This window comes from Saccharothrix espanaensis DSM 44229, assembly GCF_000328705.1.
In the GTDB taxonomy this organism is placed as follows: domain Bacteria; phylum Actinomycetota; class Actinomycetes; order Mycobacteriales; family Pseudonocardiaceae; genus Actinosynnema; species Actinosynnema espanaense.
The window spans coordinates 6,919,666-6,936,711 of the sequence record NC_019673.1 but is presented as its reverse complement, the minus strand read 5'-3'; the positions used below and the strand labels follow the sequence as shown (position 1 = coordinate 6,936,711).

Here is a 17,046-nt window from a genome sequence, read left to right as displayed (position 1 = left end):
GTCTTCACCACGGCCGGCGCGACGACGTTGACGCGGACCTTCTACGCCAACTGCACGAAGCCGAGAGCGGCCACGACGTAAGGCGTCCGAACCGCTCGACGGTCCGGGTGACGGCTTGCGCGCGGTCTTCGGCGCTGGCCGCGTTGCCGGGCACGGCCAGCGCGTGGCCGGCGGGGCCACCTGCCTCGGCCGCCAGGGTCGTAGCGGCTTCGGCCACGGTGTCGGGCTTGCGGGCGGTGATCGTGGCGGTCGAGCCGCAGGCGAGCAGTTCCAGCGCGATGCCGTAGCCGATGCCTCGGCTCGCGCCGGTGGCCAGTGCGGTCCTGCCTGCAAACTCGTCGGTAGCCATCCACGCGATGTATGCCGGTGGACACAGGTGGCTGATCGGGTGGCGAACAACCCGTACACTGGTGTCGTGGTCATCTTGATCGAGTAGGTCCGGCGCTCGTTGCGCGCCGTCGACCCCGTCCGACCACTCACCCGGAGTTCCCCTTGATCACCGCAACAGACCTTGAGCTGCGCGCCGGCTCGCGCATCCTGCTGTCCGACGCGACCCTGCGCGTCCAGCCCGGCGACCGGATCGGCCTCGTCGGTCGCAACGGTGCGGGCAAGACCACGTCGCTGCGCGTCCTCGCGGGCGAGGGCCAGCCCTACGCGGGCGAGGTCCGGCGTACCGGCGAGCTGGGTTACCTGCCGCAGGACCCCCGTGAGGGCGACCTCTCGGTGGTCGCCAAGGACCGGGTGCTCTCCGCGCGCGGGCTGGACCAGTTGCTGCGCGACATGGAGAAGGCCCAGTCCACGATGGCCGAGCTGGTGGACGACGACGCGCTCCAGGAGGCCGTGCGCAAGTACGGTCGGCTGGAGGAGCGCTTCTCCGCCCTCGGCGGGTACGCCGCCGAGAGCGAGGCTGCTCGCATCTGCTCGAACCTGGGGCTGGCCGACCGGGTGCTCGCGCAGCCGCTGCGCACGCTGTCGGGTGGTCAGCGGCGGCGGGTGGAGCTCGCGCGGATCCTGTTCGCCGCGTCCGAGGCGGGGGTGGGGGCGAAGTCGAGCACGATCCTGCTGATCGACGAGCCGACCAACCACCTCGACGCCGACTCGATCACGTGGCTGCGGGGCTTCCTCAAGTCGCACGACGGCGGTCTGGTCGTCATCAGCCACGACGTCGAGCTGCTGGACGACGTGGTCAACAAGGTGTGGTTCCTCGACGCGACGCGCGGCGAGGTCGACATCTACAACATGGGCTGGAAGAAGTACCTGGAGGCGCGGGCCGCCGACGAGAAGCGCCGCCGCCGGGAGCGGGCCAACGCCGAGAAGAAGGCCGGCGCGTTGATGGCGCAGGCCGACAAGATGCGGGCGAAGGCGACCAAGGCGGTGGCCGCGCAGAACATGGCGCGTCGCGCCGAGAAGCTGCTGGCGGGCCTGGAGGACGAGCGCCAGGCGGACAAGGTGGCGAAGATCCGCTTCCCGCAGCCCGCCACCTGCGGCCGGACGCCGTTGACCGCCGAGGGGCTGAGCAAGTCCTACGGCTCGCTGGAGGTGTTCACCGGGGTCGACCTGGCGATCGACCGGGGCTCGCGGGTGGTCATCCTCGGTTTGAACGGTGCGGGCAAGACGACGTTGCTTCGCCTGATCGGGTCGATGGAGCGTCCGGACGCGGGTGAGGTCATCCCCGGTCACGGGCTGAAGCTGGGCTACTTCGCGCAGGAGCACGAGACGCTCGACCACGAGGCCAGTGTCTGGCAGAACATCCGGCACGCCGCCCCGGACGTGCAGGAGCAGCAGCTGCGCTCGCTGCTCGGCACGTTCCTGTTCAGCGGGGAGCAACTCGACCAGCCCGCAGGCACCCTGTCGGGTGGCGAGAAGACCCGATTGGCGCTTGCGGGATTGGTGTCGAGCGCGGCGAACGTGCTGCTGCTCGACGAGCCGACGAACAACCTCGACCCGGCCAGTCGTGAGCAGGTGCTCGACGCGTTGCGCCGGTACGAGGGCGCGGTTGTGCTGGTCACGCACGATCCCGGCGCGGTCGAGGCGCTTGAGCCCGAGCGGGTGATCCTGCTGCCGGACGGCGCGGAGGACCACTGGTCGGACGAGTACCTAGAGCTCGTGCAGTTGGCCTGAGTCAAGGGTTTCCGCTCCGTAACCCCTGATCGACCCTCAGTGATCAACCTACCGCTCGCCGATCTTTTCGCATGATCGCCTGGCGTTCTTGGTCTTCGTGTTCGATCATTGCGACGACAGGGGCTTTCACGGCCCGACCTGCTGTCTACGGAAGGCGGGACAAGGTGGCTGACCTGAAGAAGGGCGCCCGGATCACCGGCGCCACGCGGGACAAGCTGGCCGCTGACCTGAAGAAGAAGTACGAAAAGGGCGCGAGCATCCGGGCGTTGGCGGAGTCCACCGGACGCTCCTACGGCTTCGTGCACCGGGTGCTCAGCGAGTCCGGTGTGCAGCTGCGCGGTCGCGGTGGCGCCACCCGCACGAAGAAGAAGTAAGCTACCCTCCGGTAACCTGGGCGTCGGGGAGAGACGGCGCCCTCCCGAAGACCCGGAGGTCCCACGCATGTCGGCACCGACGACCATCGACGCCGACCTGCTGGAGCGCGGTGGCGTGCGGCTCGTCGTCGACGGACCGCGCGCGACGGTCACGCTCGACCGTCCCGATGTGCTCAACGCACAGACGCCGTCCACTTGGGCGGCGTTGAGGGCGATCGGCGTGCAGTTGGACCCGGACGTCCGCGTTGTGGTCGTCCGGGGCTCCGGTCGTGCCTTCTCCGCTGGGCTGGACCGGCGCATGTTCAGCGGCGCTCCGGTCGAGGGCGAGCCCGGCCTGCCGGAGATCACCCTGCGGGGACCCGAAGGCGGCGCCGCGTTGATCGCGGAGTTCCAGGAGGGTTTCCGCTGGCTGCGCGACCCCGGCCGGGTCACGATCGCCGCGGTGCGCGGGCACGCCATCGGTGCGGGCTTCCAGCTCGCGCTGGCGTGCGACTTCCGCGTGGCCGCCGACGACGTGCAGTTCTGCATGGCCGAGACGTCCCTCGGTCTGGTGCCCGACCTCGGCGGCACGTTGCCGCTGGTCCGACTGGTCGGGTATGCCCGCGCGGCCGAAATCTGCGTGACCGGCCGCCGGGTGGGCGGTGAGGAGGCGCTGCGGATCGGTCTGGCGAACTCCGTCGTGCCCGTCGACGGCCTCGACGCCGCGGTGGACGACCTGGTCGCCCAGGTCGTGCGCCCGATGCCGGGTGCCGTGCGGGAGACGCTCGCGCTGCTCGCGCACGCGGCGGACGGGGCGTCCGAGGAAGAGCAGTTGGTCGCCGAACGCGCCGCGCAGGTGCGGCGGCTCGCCGAACTGACCGCTCTCGCCACCGGCGCGACCTCGGCCTGATACCGCCGGTACCCGAAGGTAGCCCCTGCCCCTGCCCCTGCCCGTGCGTGTGCCTGGGGCCGTCCGGAAGCGCATTTCGATGAACCGTCGATGCTGGTCGGGGTGCTGACCTGGGCTTGGTCGCGGTGGGTCGGGTGGTTCGCCCTGGGCGTAGTGGGGAAGTTCGCCCGGCCGGTTCGCGTTCTGTCTGAGGTGGACGGTTCACGGGGCTTGATGCGCAGTGCGATGGCGGCGTCCGGCGCGCCCAGAGGGGTGCGGCGGGGGACGTTCCGGCGGGTGGTGGGGTTCGCTCGGCCGCATCGCGCCAAGCTGGCCGCCTTCCTGTTGCTCACCGTAGTCTCTTCCGTGCTCGCTGTGACCACCCCGGTGTTGGCGGGGCGGGTGGTCGACGCGATCGTCGGTGGGCGGGACGTGTCGGTCGTGGTCTGGCTGGCCGTGGTGATCGCCGGGATCGCCGTGGTCGACGCGGGGCTGGGGCTGCTCGAACGCTGGCAGTCGACGCGGATCGGCGAAGGGCTCATCTACGACCTGCGGCGGGCGGTGTACGAGCACGTCCAGCGGATGCCGGTCGCGTTCTTCACCCGCACCCGCACCGGGGCGCTGGTCAGCCGGCTGAACAACGACGTGATCGGCGCGCAGCGGGCGTTCACCTCCACCCTCTCCGGGGTGGTCACCAACGTGATCCAGCTCGGGCTGTCACTCGGCGTGATGTTCACGCTGTCGTGGCAGGTCACGGCGCTCGCGCTGCTCCTGCTCCCGGTGTTCGTGCTGCCCGCGCGGCGCATGGGCAGCCGGATGGCCGACCTGCAACGCGAGGCGGCCACCCTTAACGCGGGCATGACCACCCAGATGACCGAGCGGTTCTCCGCGCCCGGCGCGACGCTCGTCAAGCTGTTCGGCCGGCCGCGCGCCGAAGCCGACGAGTTCGGGGCCCGCGCCGCCCGCGTCCGCGACATCGGCATCCGCACCGCGATGGCCACCCGCTGGTTCCTCACCGGCCTCACCCTGGTCTCCGCGCTGGCCCAGGCCCTCGTCTACGGCCTCGGCGGCTACCTCGCGCTCACCGGCCACCTCGCGGCGGGCACGGTCGTCTCGCTCGCCCTGCTGCTGACCCGCCTCTACTCGCCGCTGACCGCGCTCGCCAACGCGCGCGTCGACGTGATGACCGCCCTGGTCTCCTTCGAGCGGGTCTTCGAGGTGCTCGACCTCAAGCCGATGATCGACGAGTCGCCCAACGCCCGCGAGGTGCCGGCGGGGCCGGTGTCCGTCGAGTTCGACGACGTCCGGTTCGGCTACCCGGCCGCCGACAGGGTGTCGCTCGCCTCGCTCGAATCAGTGGCCACGCTGGACACCCGGGGCGGCGAGGAGGTGCTGCACGGGATCAGCTTCCGCGCCGAGCCCGGTCAGCTCGTCGCGCTGGTCGGCTCGTCGGGCGCGGGCAAGTCGACCATCGCCTCGCTCGTGCCCCGGCTCTACGACGTGGACTCCGGTTCCGTGTCGCTGTCCGACGTGGACGTCCGCGACCTCACGTTCGAGTCGGTGCGCGGCGCGGTCGGGGTGGTCACCCAGGACGGGCACCTCTTCCACGACTCGATCCGGGCCAACCTGACCTACCCGCGCCCGGAGGCGACCGACGACGAGCTCTGGGACGCCCTGGACCGCGCCCGGTTGCGGACCCTGGTCGAAGCGCTGCCCGACGGCCTGGACACGGTGGTGGGGGAGCGGGGCTACCGGCTCTCCGGCGGCGAGCGGCAGCGGCTGACCATCGCCCGGCTGCTGATCGCCCGGCCCCGGGTGGTGATTCTGGACGAGGCCACCGCGCACCTGGACTCCGAGTCGGAAGCCGCCGTGCAGGCCGCGCTCACCGAGGCGTTGCAGGGCCGGACCGCGCTGGTGATCGCGCACCGGCTGTCCACGGTCCGCGCGGCCGACCAGATCCTGGTGGTGGAGGACGGCCGGGTCGTGGAACGCGGCACGCACCCTGAACTCCTCGCCGCCGACGGACGTTACGCCGAGCTGTACCGCACCCAGTTCGACGAAACGCCCGCCGTGGCCTGACACAGCCCCTGGGCAACGACAACCCCTGGGCAACCCTTACAAGGCACCGAGGAAGTTCGCGGTCGTGCTGACCGCGACCTTGGACGTGCCCGCGTCCACCACCAGCACCGCGAACGCGAGGTCGCCCCGGTAGCCGACGAACCAGCCGTGCGAGCTGGTCCCGTCGCCGTGCTGGGCCGTCCCGGTCTTGCCCCGCACGCCGCCGAGCCCGGCGAGCGCCTGCGCCGTGCCGCCGGTCACGACCTCACCCATCATCGAGCGCAGCGCCGAGACCACCCCGCCCGGCAGGGCCCGGCCCTGCCCGCCCTCGGTCGGGATCTCGCGGATCAGCTGCGGTGTCGGGGTGCTGCCCTTCGCCACGGTCGCCGCGGCCAGCGCCATGCCGAACGGCGTGGTCTGCATGGTGCCCTGGCCGATGCCCGCCTCGACGCGCTGGGTGACCGTCTCCGACGGCGGGACCTTGCCGGTGTTCGTGGTCAGGCCCGCGACCGTGTAGTCCGCGCCCAGCCCGAACAGCGAGGCCGCCTGCGGCAGCGCGGTGGCCGGCAGGTCCGCCGCCAACTGGCTGAAGCTGGTGTTGCACGACGCCGCGAACGCCCGGTGCACCGGCACCGTCCCGAGGTCGAACTGCTCGTCGTTCACGATCTGCCGCGGCCCGATGGTCTTCTTCCCCGGGCACTCCACGGGCGTGTCCGCGGTGACGTTGCCCGACATCAGCGCCGCTGTCGCGGTCACGATCTTGAACGTCGACCCCGGCTCGTAGTAGTTCTGCAACGAGATCGGCCCGCCGGCGCTCGCGGCGGTGTTCTGCGCCACGGCCAGGATCTCGCCGTTGGACGGAGCCAGCGCCACGACCACCGCGGGCAACTGGACCTGGTCGACGGCACCTTGAGCGGCGTTCTGGGTGGGCGGGTCCAGCGTCAACGTCATCGGCTGCCGGACCTTGGCCTTCTTCTCCGCCAGCACCGAGACCGGCGTGCCGGCGGCGTCCACCGCGGCCACCTGCCAGCCCGGTTCGCCGGCGGCGCTGCCCATGGTCTTGGTCACCGAGGACATCACCACGGGCGCGAAACCCGGTGGCACGGCCGTTCCGTTGCGGTCGAGCACCGCGCCGTCGCCGGAGGTCTGGCTGTAGGCGAGGGACTGGCCCTCGGCCAGGTCGGGGTGCAGCAGCGCGGGCGTCCAGTGGACCTGCCACTTGTCGTTCGAACGGCGCAGTTCCAGCGGCACCGCGTACTTCAGCGGCGTGCTGTCCGGCAGCGTCCACGTCACGTCGGCGCTCAGCGTGGCGGACGTGGTGTCGTCACCGACCGCCGGCGACGCGCCGATCCGTGCGCCGTAGGTCACGCCTTTCATGCCCTGCAGCATCTTCTCGATCGCGGGCTGCGCGACGGCGGTGTTGTCGGTCACCGACGCCGCCTGCGCCGCGTTGCCGGCCATCAGCGCGGCGGCGAACTGCTGGGCGATCGGTGCCGGCAGGGGCTTGACGGTCGGCAGTGTCGTGGCCGATCTGCTGTCGTTCGGCCACAACACGATTGTGCCCGCCACGATGACGGCCACCGCCGCCACGCCCCCGCCGGCCAAGATCCATCTCTTGCTCGTCCTGTTCACGTTTCCCCCTCGGTCGGAGACTAGCCAGACCGTGTGGAGGAATCGTGAGCAGTTCTACTCAGCCGAGCTGCGGGATGCGGGTCTGGTACTTGCGCAGCAGGTCGGAGTTCGCGGCGTCGCCGCCCTCGACGTTCGCGCTGCGCCACAGCGGCAGGTCCACGCCCGACTCGGCGGCCTTGTCCAGCAGCCGCACCAGCAGCAGGTTCCACAGGAACGCGGTGGCGATCGTCGACACGGCCGCGGTGACCGGGTTGTCCGGCGGGTAGGTGGCGTCACCGGGCGGCACCAGGTTGTCCAGCACGACGGTGGCGTTCTCGGCCAGCGTGGTGCCCGCGCGGCGCGGTGCGGCGGCGCTGGCGGCCAGGGACGTCACCGCGACCACGGGGCAGCCCGCGTCGGCCGCCAGCACGGCCAGTTCCACCGGGTACGGGTTGACGCCCGAGGTAGAGAACACGAACAGCACGTCGTGGGCGGCCAGTCCGGCGTCGCGCAGCACCTCGGCGGCCAGGCCGGAGCGGCGCTCGGCGGACGTGCTGCTCACCGCGCCGTGCATGGGCAGCAGTTCCGGGTGGTAGATCGGGCGCACGCAGGCCAGCCCGCCGGCGCGGTAGAAGGTCTCGGCGACGGCGGCCAGCGAGTGGCCGGCACCCGCCGCGAGCACCATCCCGTCCGCCTGGACGCTGGCCAGGACGAGCTCGGCGACATCGTCCAGCGCACCGGCGTTCTGCTGCTCCACCCTGGTCAGGTGGGTGCGCACGACGTCGCCGAAGTCGGAGCCGGGCACGGTCTCGGTCATGCGGTCTGTCCTCCGGTGGTCTACACCAAGTTGGTGATCGCCAGTCCTACCCGATCTGCGGGCGCGCCGCCAGCAGCTGTTTGACGTTCGAACACGGCTCATGTTCAGATGAACACCATGGATGTTGCAGGGCGGCACGAGGTCATCCTCCAGAGCCTGCGCCAGGGCCAGCGGGTCGGCGTCGGCACCCTCGCCGAACTCGTCGGCGCGTCCGAGATGACCGTGCGCCGCGACCTCGACGTGCTCGAACGCGACGGCCTGCTGCGCAGGGTGCGCGGCGCGGCGGTGAGCATGCTGACCGGCGAGGAGACGCCGTACGCGGCCCGCTCCCGGCAACGACTGGAAGCCAAGCGCCGCATCGGTCTCGCCGTCGCCGAACTGCTCGACGACGGCGAGACCGTCGTGCTCGACGGCGGCACCACCACCCTGGAGGTCGCGCGCCGGCTGGCCGACCGGCGGCTCACCGTGCTGCCCCTGTCGCTGCACTCCGCGGACGTGCTGCGGACCGCGGAGCAGGTCCGGCTGGTGCTGCCCGGCGGCGACATCCGACCCGGTGAACTCGCCTTCGGCGGCCCGCTCACCGAGTACGCCTTCAAGATCATGCGCTTCGACACGGTCGTCCTCGCGTGCTGCGGGCTCAGCGCGGGCAACGGCGTCTCCGCCCACGACCTGGCCGAAGTCGCCGTCAAACGGGCCGCCGTCGACGCCTCCGCGCGGGTCATCGTCGCCGTCGACAGCTCCAAGTTCGGCCGCACGGCGTTCGGCCGGGCCTGCGCGGCGCAGGACATCGACGTGCTGGTCACCGACGAGGACGCGCCCGGCGACGAGGTGGCACGGCTGCGCGAGGCCGGCGTCGAGGTACGCCTCGTCTGAGGCCCTGTCCGGCTCGGCGCGCCCTTACGCGCTCAGTGCGACGGCGGTTCGTAGCACGAGCCCTCGCCGGTCGTCCCGGCCACGGACACCAGCAACTGGCCGGGTTGCAGCTGGCCCAGCACGCACCCGGTGCCCTGCGGGCTCTCCAACGTGAGGACGAACACGACGCCCGGAGGCGGCGGGGTGCCGTAAGGGGCGTTGATCGCGGTGAGCCACACGGTCGGCCGGCCCGCGTCGACGAACACGGCGCGGGTCGCCTCGGGCGAGAACGTCCCCTCGTCGCACAACGCGCCGAGACCCGGCTTCACCTTCTCCGCCGCCGCGACGGTCTCCGCGTGCACGTCGGGTCGGAGCGGCTTGCGCACCCGCCACGACCTGTTGTCCACGTGGTTGGGCGGCATGTCGCCGGGCAGCGCGCGGGAGGTCGTCGTCGCAGGCGCGGGTGTCGGGATCTCCGCCATCTCGGCGACCTCGAACCTGACCTGGCACGGCCCTTCCGGCGGCACGGACGTCGACACCGGCGCGGTCGTCCGCGCCACCGGAGGGGCCACCGACAGGTCGCCACCGCCGTCCGACGCGGTGTCCGCCTGCCTACCGCACCCCGCCGCCGCCAACACCGTCACCAGCAGCAGTCCGACCCCCAGACGTGACATGAGATCGACTCTGGCACACCTCATCCGCACGCGTGGACCGATCAGCGCAGATCCTCCGGCCGGTCGACGTCCGCGCCGTCCGCGAGGTCCTCGCACGGCACCGACACCGCGCCGTGCGTCCGCAGGTAGTCACGCGCGCCGGCGTCACCGGTCGCCGACTCCGCCACGGCCGCCCAGTGCGCACGGCCCAACAACACCGGGTGCCCCGGCGCGCCGTCGTAAGACGCGCGCAGCAACGCCGTGGGCGACGCGAGGTCGACGAACCGTCGGACCGCTCTACTCGTCACGCCCGGCGTGTCCACCGGCAGCACGACAACGGCGTCCGCCGACGAGTCCAACGCCGCCAGACCCACCCTCAACGACGAACCCATACCCGTCGCCCACGCGGCATTCTCCACAACCACGGCGTCGTCCAACGCCGCACGTGCGCGCACCTCGTCGGCAGCCGCGCCCAACACCACGACCACCGGCGCGCACCCGGCGTCGCGCAGCACGGACCGGGCCGACTCGACCCACAGCGCGCCGCCGCGCGACACGAGCGCCTTGGGACCGCCGAACCTGCGCCCGGCGCCCGCGGCGAGCAGCAAACCAGCGACCCGCATGGGGTCACACTAGGGCTTGGTGTCCCTTCAGCTCGGTCCGGCTGGACACCGCCAGCTTGCGGTACACCCTGGTCAGGTGCTGCTCCACGGTGCTCACGGTGATGTGCAGCCGCATCGCGATAGCCCGGTTGCTGTGGCCACACGCGGCGAGGGTCGCGACCCTGCGCTCCGAGTAGGTCAACTCCGTCATACGGACAAACACGTGCCACGCCGAGCGTGCGGTTCAACCATCACGAAAAAATCACGATCCGAGATGCTCCAGCAGCAGCGCGGTGAACACCTCCGGCACCTGCTCCGGCACCCAGTGCGAGACGTCCTCCAGCATCTCGAAGCGGTAAGGCCCGCTGACCCACTTGGCCGTGTCGAACGCCGCCGTGGACCCGAACGCCACGTCCTCGGTGCTCCAGACGTACATGGTGGGCACCGTCACGTGCTCGACCCGGCCGCCCGGACGGCCCCCTCGGTACCAGTTCAGCGCGGCGGTCAACGCGCCCGGCTCGGCCAGCCGCTGGAGGTAGTCGTCGACCCGTGACGGCGGGACCTGCCACTCGAACATCCTCCGCAGCGCCGCGCCGTTGTCGGCCAGCATCCGCCGTTCGGTGGAACTCTGCCGCCACTCGGTCAGGTACGCCGACCGCATGTGCTGGTCCTCGTCGGTCTGCAACGCGTCGGCCAGGGCACGCGGGTGCGGCGCGGACACCGCGGTCAACGTCCGCAGCCGGTCGGGGTGCTCGTACGCCGTCCACCACGCCACCGTCGCGCCCCAGTCGTGCCCCACCAGGTCGAACGTCGACCAGCCGAGCGAGTCCGCGACCGCCAGCACGTCGCCGACCAGCGACTCCAGCCCGTACTCCAGCGCCCGCTCCGGGCGCACGCCGGGGGAGTAGCCGCGCTGGTCGAAGGCCACCGCCCGGTAGCCGGCCCGCCCGAGCACCGCCACCTGGTGCTCCCACGCCACCGCGGCCTCCGGGAAGCCGTGCAGGAACAGCACCGGCCGGCCGTCCTCCGGACCGGCCGCGATCGCGTCGAACACACCTTCGGCCGTCTGCACCCCGAGCTGTTCGGTCACTGTGATCCGAGTCCCATCCTCGATCCGGTCGTCCTGTCCGGGCGAACATTGTCCCGTGGAACCCGCCATCGACGTCCTCGCACCCACCGGACCGGTCCGCGCGGTGGTACTGGTGCTGCACGGCGGCAGTGTCGAGGGTCACCTGCCGGTGAGCCGCCGCAAGCTGCCCTACCTGCGGATGGTTCCGTTCGCGCGGTCGATCCACCGTCGTGCCGAGGGCGTCGCCGTGTGGCTGCTGAGGCACACCCACAACGGCTGGAACGCGCCGCACATGCACCCCGTGCAGGACGCGCGCTGGGCACTGGACAAGATCCGCCGTGAGCACCCCGGCGTGCCTGTAGTGCTCGTCGGGCACTCCATGGGCGGCCGGACCGCCCTCTACGTCGCAGATGACCCGCAGGTGATCGCGGTGTGCGCGCTCGCGCCGTGGATCGAGGCCGGCGACCCGTACCAGGGGCTCGCCGGGCGTGCGCTGCTCATCGCGCACGGCGACCACGACCGCACCACGGATCCGGCCGCGTCCTACCGGTACGCGTTGCGCGCCCGACAGGTCACCGACCGCGTCGCGCGCTTCACCGTGCTGCGGGAGGGCCACGCCATGTTGTTCCGCTTCCGCTACTGGACCCGCCTGGTCACCGATTTCGTTCTCGGCGTGCTCGACGTCGAACCGCTCGCCCCCTATCTGTCGAACGCCATGCGCGAGCCCACACCGAGGGGCTTGAACGTCCCACTGGGAGGAACGCGTGGTGGTATCCGGTGAACGGCAACGGGTAGCGGTGATCGGCAGCGGCGTCTCCGGACTCACCGCCGCCTACCTGCTCCAGCGCCGCCACGACGTGGTGCTGTTCGAACAGGACGATCGACTCGGCGGCCACGCCCACACCCACGAGCTGGCCACCGCCGGCGGCGGCACGACCATGGTGGACAGCGGTTTCATCGTCCACAACGAACGGACCTACCCCAACCTGGTGCGGCTGTTCCGGGAGCTGGGCGTGTCCACCCAGGACTCCGAGATGTCGATGAGCGTCCGGTGCCGGGGCTGCGGCCTGGAGTACGCGGGCGCGCGCAAGCTGGCCGGGCTGTTCGCGCAGCCGCGCAACCTCGCCCGGCCCGCCTACTTGCGGATGCTCGCCGAGGTCGCCCGGTTCCACCGGCACGCGAAGCGACTGCTGGCGGTGCCCGACGAGCACGACACGACGTTGGGCGCGTTCCTGGCCATCGGCGGCTACTCGCAGTACTTCGTGGACCACTTCATCTTGCCCGTGGTCTCCGCCGTGTGGTCGGCCGGGCCCGAGGTCGGCCGGCGCTACCCGGCGCGGTACCTGTTCGAGTTCCTGGCCAACCACGGCATGTTGTCCGTAGGCGGCACACCGCAGTGGAAGACCGTGGTCGGCGGGTCGCGTGCGTACGTCGAGCGCGCTGCGAAGGGCCTTACGGCAGTGCAGGTGTCCACGCCCATCCGCAGCGTGCGGCGGACGGCGGACGGCGTGGAACTGCGCGACGACGCCGACCAGCGGTACCTTGCGGACAAGGTCGTCGTCGCCACCCACCCCGACCAGGCGCTGAGCCTGCTCACCGACCCGACCGACGCCGAACGCGAGGTGCTCGGGGCGTTCCGCTACTCCCGCAACGAGACCTGGCTGCACAACGACCCGGGCGTGCTGCCGGAGAGTCCCGGCGCGCAGGCGTCCTGGAACGTGCTCAAGCCCTCGTGCCACGAGCGCGGTGGACCCGTTCTGGTGAGTTATCACATGAATCGGCTGATGCGGCTCGCGGAACCCCTTGACTACGTGGTGACACTGAACGCGACCGATCTGGTCGACCAGGGTTCGGTGATCGCGCGCATGGTCTACGAGCACCCCGTCTACACGCCGGAATCCGTTGCCGCGCAACGGCGGCTCCCGGAGCTCAACACCGGTCGCACGGCGTACGCGGGTGCTTACCACGGGTGGGGCTTCCACGAAGACGGGTGCGCCTCGGGGGTGCGTGCGGCGACGAGTCTCGGAGCGACCTGGTGAACCTGTACGAGGTCGAGATCGGGCACGTCCGCCGCGAACGGCTGGACCGGTCGTTCAGCCACCGGGCCTACCTGTGGCTGGTCGACCTGGACGCGCTGCCGAGGCTGCCGCGGTGGCTGTGCCCGTTCGCGCGGTTCGAGGCGCGTGACCACCTCGGGTCGCCGCGGCGCACCATCCGGCAGAACGTGGACGCGTGGCTCGCCGAACGCGGCATCGACCTCGGCGGCGGGCGGGTCACCATGCTCGCGAACGCCCGCCTGCTGGGTTACGTGTTCAACCCCTTGTCGCTCTTTTGGTGCCACAACGCGTCAGGGCAGCTTGAGTGCGTCATCGCCGAGGTACACAACACCTATGGGGAACGACATGCGTACTTGTTGCACCCGGACGCCGCCGGGCGTGCACGGGTGGACAAGGACTTCTACGTGTCGCCGTTCCTGGAGATGTCCGGGCACTACGTGATGCGCGTGCCCGAACCGGCTGACGAACTCTCCGTGACCATCGCCTTGCGCCAGGGCGGGGCCACGCCGTTCAGCGCCACCATGAAGGGGCGCAGGCGGCCCGCCACACCACGTGAACTGGTGCGGCTGCTGGTCCGCCGGCCGTTGATGACGTACCGGGTTTCCGGGTTGATCCGCCGTCATGGCATCGCGCTGTGGGCGCGGCGCGTGCCTGTAGTCCCGAGGAGTAACGACCGATGAGCACGATCGACTTGCCCCGCCCCAATCAGGGGATCTGGCCGGGTCTGCACCAGCCGCCGCGCTCGCCGTGGCGGGCACGCATCGCCGAGTCGCTGTTCCGCCGGGCCGTGCACACGCTGCCGATCAGCGTCGTGCTGCCCGGCGGCGTCCGGCTCGGCGCGGGCGGCAGCGACGCCCCCGTCATGCGCATCCACCGGCCGGCCGCGTTCTTCCACCGGCTCGGCGTGGACGCCAAGATCGGGTTCGGCGAGGCGTACATGGTCGGCGACTGGAGCTGCACCCGGCTCGCCGACCTGCTCACGCCGTTCGCCGCTCGGCTGTCCACGCTCATCCCGCCCAAGCTCCAGCTGCTGCGGCGCTGGGTGGAGCGCAGGCACCCCGCGTCGGACGCCAACGACGTCGCCGGGTCGCGGCAGAACATCCACCGCCACTACGACCTGTCCAACGACCTGTTCACGGTGTTCCTGGACGAGACGATGACGTACTCGTCGGCGTGGTTCGACGGCACCGACTCGCTGCACGACGCGCAACTGCGCAAGATCGACGGCGTGCTGGACTACGCGGGCGTGCGCTCCGGGGCGCGGGTGCTGGAGATCGGCACCGGGTGGGGTGCGTTGGCGATCCGGGCCGCGCAGCGCGGCGCGACCGTCACGTCCCTGACGTTGTCCGCCGAGCAGAAGGCGCTCGCGGAGCAACGGGCGTCCGCAGCGGGCGTGGCGGAGTCGGTGGACATCCACCTGCGCGACTACCGCGAGGAGCGCGGCACTTACGACGCCGTGGTCAGCGTGGAGATGATCGAGGCCGTGGGCGGTGACTACTGGCCCGCCTACTTCTCCATGATCGACCGGTCACTGGTGCCCGGCGGCCGGGTCGGCCTCCAGGCCATCACCATGCCCCACGACCGGATGCTGGCCAGCGCCGCCAGCTACACGTGGATCCACAAGTACATCTTCCCCGGCGGCCTCATCCCGTCCGTGCGGGCGATCGAGGAGACCGTCCGCGACCACACCCGGCTGCGCGTCGAGGCGACCCGCGAGTTCGGGCTCGACTACGCCGAGACCCTCCGCCGGTGGCGGGAGCGGTTCCTCGACCGGTGGGAGGACGTCGCCGCGCTCGGGTTCGACGAGACGTTCCGCCGGATGTGGGAGTTCTACCTGGCGTACTCCGAAGCGGGGTTCCGCGTGGGCTACCTGGGGGTGCGCCAGTTCGGCATGGTGAAGTAACCGAGGCGCCGATTGCGCCGATCGGCTCATCCTGTCCCACGGTCGGGTGCTGTTCCCACCACGTGGGCCACGATCGTGGTCAGCTTTGGCGAATCCCGTATCAGGGGCGGACGTGCTCCCTCCTCATCAATGAGCCGGGATGAGCCGGGAAGGTCGACGAGCGTGAGGAGGTCGCCGGATGGTGCACGCATCCGTGCGGACCGACGTCGGGATCGAGGTCGGTGCGGTCGGCGACGCCGACGCACCCGGTCGTCCCGAGGTCCGACTGGTCGCGGGCGGCGTGCCGACCAGGGTGACCACCCGGTGGCTGGCCGAGGCCGAGATGTCCGAACTGGTCGACGCGGCGCTGGCGGGGGAGCCGCGCGCGACCGGGCAGCTGCTCGCCCGGATCCAGCCGCTGGTCCTGCGCTACTGCCGGGCCCGGGTCGGCTCGCGGGAGCGCACCCTGGTGTCGGCCGAGGACATCGCCCAGGAGGTCTGCCTCGCGGTCGTGGCGGCGCTGGCCAAGTACCGGTACGAGCCCGGCTCGTTCCTCGCCTTCGTGTACGGCATCGCCGCGCACAAGGTGGCCGACGCGCGAAGACGGGCCGTGCGCAGCCGTTCCGAGGTCGTCCCGGAGCTGCCCGACACCCCGACCCTGGAGGACGGGCCGGAGCAGCGCGCCATGAACGGCGAGATGATCGAGGCCGTCACCCAGCTGCTGCGGCGGCTGCCCGAGCGCCAGCGGGAGATCCTCGTGCTGCGCGTCGCGGTGGGACTGTCCGCCGAGGAGACCGCCGCGGCCGTGGGCTCGACGCCCGGCGCGGTCCGGGTCGCGCAACACCGCGCGCTCGCGCGGATGCGGGAGATGTTCGCGGCCGCGGGTGGCTGATCCTGGCATCGTAGGGGGATGACGACCGCCGACGGGCCGACGTTCGACGTGTTGTTGTCCGGCACCGTGTTCCTGGACATCATCTTCACCGGCCTGCCCCGGCCGCCCGCGCCGGGCACCGAGGTGTGGGCCGAGGGCCTGGGCTCGTGTCCCGGCGGGATAGCCAACCTGGCCGTGGCGCTGAGCAGGCTGCAACTGCGCACCGCGCTGTCCGCCGCGTTCGGCGAGGACGCCTACGGGGACTTCTGCTGGGAGGTCCTGTCCGAACAGGAGGGCGTCGACCTCTCCTACTGCCGCCGTTACTACGGCTGGCACTCCCCGGTGACCGTGTCGATGGCGATGGACCGCGACCGTTCCATGGTCACCCACGGGCACCGACCGCCCGTGTCGGCCGACGAGATCCTGTCGCCGCCGCCGTCGACCCGTGCGTGCTTCGTGCACATCCAGCCCGAGGAAGAGCAGTGGGTGCGCACGGCGAAGGCGGCGGGTGCGCTGTTGTTCGCCGACATCGGGTGGGACCGGACCGGCGTGTGGGCTCCCGAACTGCTGCGGCGGCTCGACGGGTACGACGTGTTCCTGCCCAACGACGTCGAGGCGATGCGGTACACGCGCAGCGAGTCCGCGGAGCGCGCTGCGGTCGCGTTGGCCGAGCACGTGCCCGTGGTCGTCGTCACGCGGGGTGGTCGGGGAGCGGTGGCCGTCGACTCGGCGTCGGGGGAGGTGGCGGACGTGCCGGGGCTGAACATGGCGCCGTTGGACTCCACGGGCGCGGGTGACGTCTTCGGCGCGGGGTTCGTGCTGGGCACGTTGGCCGGGTGGCCGCTGGCGGACCGGGTGCGGTTCGCGAACCTGTGCGCGGCGCTGTCCGTGCAGCACTTCGGCGGGTCGCTGTCGGCTCCGGGGTGGGTCGACATCGCCACGTGGTGGCGCACCGTGAGCCGGCGCTCGGACTCCGACCTGCGCGGATACGGCTTCTTGGAGGACGTGCTGCCGCACCGCGCGGGCGTCGAGGTGCGTCGGGCGAGCGCGACGATCCGCCTCCGGGCGTCCGGATGATCACCCGATGGTGATCTTGTGCTAGGTCGAACTCCTGTTCGAGAATAGACCCGTACGGCCGCCGCCACCCCGGGGCAGGGGGTTTGGCGTCCGTCGGATTGGGGCAGGAGTAATTTCGGGTGGGCGAGCAACCT

General features: G+C 71.4%; 18 protein-coding genes. 11 read left to right on the top strand and 7 right to left on the bottom strand.

Translation table 11 applies throughout. The features are described from left to right. Positions 1 to 4 precede the first annotated feature (4 nt). Positions 5 to 349, bottom strand: coding sequence for an SDR family NAD(P)-dependent oxidoreductase (locus BN6_RS29885; RefSeq protein ID WP_015103572.1), 345 nt, complete (start codon positions 347 to 349; stop codon positions 5 to 7). Positions 350 to 492: 143 nt separating this feature from the next. Here BN6_RS29885 and BN6_RS29880 point away from each other — a divergent pair, with 143 nt between their 5' ends. The 4 genes from BN6_RS29880 (at position 493) to BN6_RS29865 (ending at position 5,442) form a co-directional block, all read left to right on the top strand. Next, a complete protein-coding gene (locus BN6_RS29880) occupies positions 493 to 2,121 on the top strand; it encodes an ABC-F family ATP-binding cassette domain-containing protein (protein WP_015103571.1) in 1,629 nt (542 codons plus the stop codon). A 164-nt stretch (positions 2,122 to 2,285) separates the two neighbouring features. Then, the gene (locus BN6_RS29875) at positions 2,286 to 2,495 is read left to right on the top strand and encodes a helix-turn-helix domain-containing protein (RefSeq protein ID WP_015103570.1); all 210 of its coding nucleotides are present in this window, start codon (positions 2,286 to 2,288) and stop codon (positions 2,493 to 2,495) included. A gap of 67 nt (positions 2,496 to 2,562) precedes the next feature. Continuing rightward, positions 2,563 to 3,384: an enoyl-CoA hydratase/isomerase family protein gene (locus BN6_RS29870; RefSeq protein WP_015103569.1), complete on the top strand. Its 822-nt coding sequence runs from the start codon at positions 2,563 to 2,565 to the stop codon at positions 3,382 to 3,384. Positions 3,385 to 3,597: 213 nt separating this feature from the next. Continuing rightward, positions 3,598 to 5,442, top strand: a complete 1,845-nt coding sequence (locus tag BN6_RS29865; protein WP_015103568.1) for an ABC transporter ATP-binding protein — start codon at positions 3,598 to 3,600, stop codon at positions 5,440 to 5,442. A 36-nt stretch (positions 5,443 to 5,478) separates the two neighbouring features. Here BN6_RS29865 and BN6_RS29860 read toward each other — a convergent pair whose 3' ends face one another. Continuing rightward, complete coding sequence (locus tag BN6_RS29860) at positions 5,479 to 7,053, bottom strand: penicillin-binding transpeptidase domain-containing protein (protein WP_015103567.1); 1,575 nt, start codon at positions 7,051 to 7,053, stop codon at positions 5,479 to 5,481. 58 nt (positions 7,054 to 7,111) lie between these two features. Continuing rightward, positions 7,112 to 7,849 carry an SIS domain-containing protein gene (locus BN6_RS29855; RefSeq protein ID WP_015103566.1) on the bottom strand — a complete coding sequence of 246 codons (738 nt, stop codon included), beginning with the start codon at positions 7,847 to 7,849 and terminating at the stop codon, positions 7,112 to 7,114. 117 nt (positions 7,850 to 7,966) lie between these two features. Between BN6_RS29855 and BN6_RS29850 the strand changes: the two genes are divergently transcribed. Beyond that, positions 7,967 to 8,722: a DeoR/GlpR family DNA-binding transcription regulator gene (locus BN6_RS29850; protein ID WP_041318608.1), complete on the top strand. Its 756-nt coding sequence runs from the start codon at positions 7,967 to 7,969 to the stop codon at positions 8,720 to 8,722. Positions 8,723 to 8,754: 32 nt separating this feature from the next. Here the strand turns inward: BN6_RS29850 and BN6_RS29845 are convergent, their stop codons facing one another. From BN6_RS29845 to BN6_RS29830, 4 genes are read right to left on the bottom strand one after another with little or no spacing between them, the layout of a single operon-like run. Continuing rightward, positions 8,755 to 9,375, bottom strand: coding sequence for a hypothetical protein (locus BN6_RS29845; RefSeq protein WP_041314523.1), 621 nt, complete (start codon positions 9,373 to 9,375; stop codon positions 8,755 to 8,757). A gap of 41 nt (positions 9,376 to 9,416) precedes the next feature. After that, positions 9,417 to 9,977 (bottom strand): nucleotidyltransferase family protein, encoded by a 561-nt coding sequence (locus BN6_RS29840; RefSeq protein ID WP_015103563.1) that lies wholly within the window; start codon positions 9,975 to 9,977, stop codon positions 9,417 to 9,419. Positions 9,978 to 9,981: 4 nt separating this feature from the next. Beyond that, a complete protein-coding gene (locus tag BN6_RS29835; RefSeq protein WP_015103562.1) occupies positions 9,982 to 10,167 on the bottom strand; it encodes a helix-turn-helix domain-containing protein in 186 nt (61 codons plus the stop codon). 51 nt (positions 10,168 to 10,218) lie between these two features. Beyond that, positions 10,219 to 11,046, bottom strand: coding sequence for an alpha/beta fold hydrolase (locus BN6_RS29830; protein WP_015103561.1), 828 nt, complete (start codon positions 11,044 to 11,046; stop codon positions 10,219 to 10,221). A 55-nt stretch (positions 11,047 to 11,101) separates the two neighbouring features. On the opposite strand from BN6_RS29830, the gene BN6_RS29825 reads away from it, so the two are divergent. The 6 genes from BN6_RS29825 (at position 11,102) to BN6_RS29800 (ending at position 16,912) form a co-directional block, all read left to right on the top strand. Continuing rightward, positions 11,102 to 11,806: an alpha/beta hydrolase gene (locus BN6_RS29825; protein WP_041314520.1), complete on the top strand. Its 705-nt coding sequence runs from the start codon at positions 11,102 to 11,104 to the stop codon at positions 11,804 to 11,806. Then, positions 11,790 to 13,064 carry an NAD(P)/FAD-dependent oxidoreductase gene (locus tag BN6_RS29820; RefSeq protein ID WP_015103559.1) on the top strand — a complete coding sequence of 425 codons (1,275 nt, stop codon included), beginning with the start codon at positions 11,790 to 11,792 and terminating at the stop codon, positions 13,062 to 13,064. Before BN6_RS29825 ends, BN6_RS29820 begins: the two co-directional genes overlap by 17 nt. Then, positions 13,058 to 13,762, top strand: a complete 705-nt coding sequence (locus BN6_RS29815) for a DUF1365 domain-containing protein (RefSeq protein WP_041318606.1) — start codon at positions 13,058 to 13,060, stop codon at positions 13,760 to 13,762. Before BN6_RS29820 ends, BN6_RS29815 begins: the two co-directional genes overlap by 7 nt. Further along, entirely contained in the window at positions 13,759 to 14,985 is a 1,227-nt protein-coding gene (locus tag BN6_RS29810; RefSeq protein WP_015103557.1) for an SAM-dependent methyltransferase, read from the top strand. Before BN6_RS29815 ends, BN6_RS29810 begins: the two co-directional genes overlap by 4 nt. Before the next feature lie 322 nt (positions 14,986 to 15,307). Next, entirely contained in the window at positions 15,308 to 15,856 is a 549-nt protein-coding gene (gene shbA, locus BN6_RS29805) for an RNA polymerase sigma factor ShbA (protein ID WP_041318603.1), read from the top strand. Between the two features lie 18 nt (positions 15,857 to 15,874). After that, the gene (locus tag BN6_RS29800) at positions 15,875 to 16,912 is read left to right on the top strand and encodes a carbohydrate kinase family protein (protein WP_015103555.1); all 1,038 of its coding nucleotides are present in this window, start codon (positions 15,875 to 15,877) and stop codon (positions 16,910 to 16,912) included. The last annotated feature ends 134 nt before the right edge of the window (positions 16,913 to 17,046 follow it).

Bases quoted from the DNA above. Each gene is read 5' to 3' on its own strand.
- BN6_RS29885 (WP_015103572.1), bottom strand. From the start codon at position 349: ATGGCTACCGACGAGTTTGCAGGCAGGACCGCACTGGCCACCGGCGCG.
- BN6_RS29870 (WP_015103569.1), top strand. From the start codon at position 2,563: ATGTCGGCACCGACGACCATCGACGCCGACCTGCTGGAGCGCGGTGGC.
- BN6_RS29865 (WP_015103568.1), top strand. From the start codon at position 3,598: ATGCGCAGTGCGATGGCGGCGTCCGGCGCGCCCAGAGGGGTGCGGCGG.
- BN6_RS29855 (WP_015103566.1), bottom strand. From the start codon at position 7,849: ATGACCGAGACCGTGCCCGGCTCCGACTTCGGCGACGTCGTGCGCACC.
- BN6_RS29850 (WP_041318608.1), top strand. From the start codon at position 7,967: ATGGATGTTGCAGGGCGGCACGAGGTCATCCTCCAGAGCCTGCGCCAG.
- BN6_RS29845 (WP_041314523.1), bottom strand. From the start codon at position 9,375: ATGTCACGTCTGGGGGTCGGACTGCTGCTGGTGACGGTGTTGGCGGCG.
- BN6_RS29840 (WP_015103563.1), bottom strand. From the start codon at position 9,977: ATGCGGGTCGCTGGTTTGCTGCTCGCCGCGGGCGCCGGGCGCAGGTTC.
- BN6_RS29835 (WP_015103562.1), bottom strand. From the start codon at position 10,167: ATGACGGAGTTGACCTACTCGGAGCGCAGGGTCGCGACCCTCGCCGCG.
- BN6_RS29810 (WP_015103557.1), top strand. From the start codon at position 13,759: ATGAGCACGATCGACTTGCCCCGCCCCAATCAGGGGATCTGGCCGGGT.
- shbA (WP_041318603.1), top strand. From the start codon at position 15,308: ATGTCCGAACTGGTCGACGCGGCGCTGGCGGGGGAGCCGCGCGCGACC.
- BN6_RS29800 (WP_015103555.1), top strand. From the start codon at position 15,875: ATGACGACCGCCGACGGGCCGACGTTCGACGTGTTGTTGTCCGGCACC.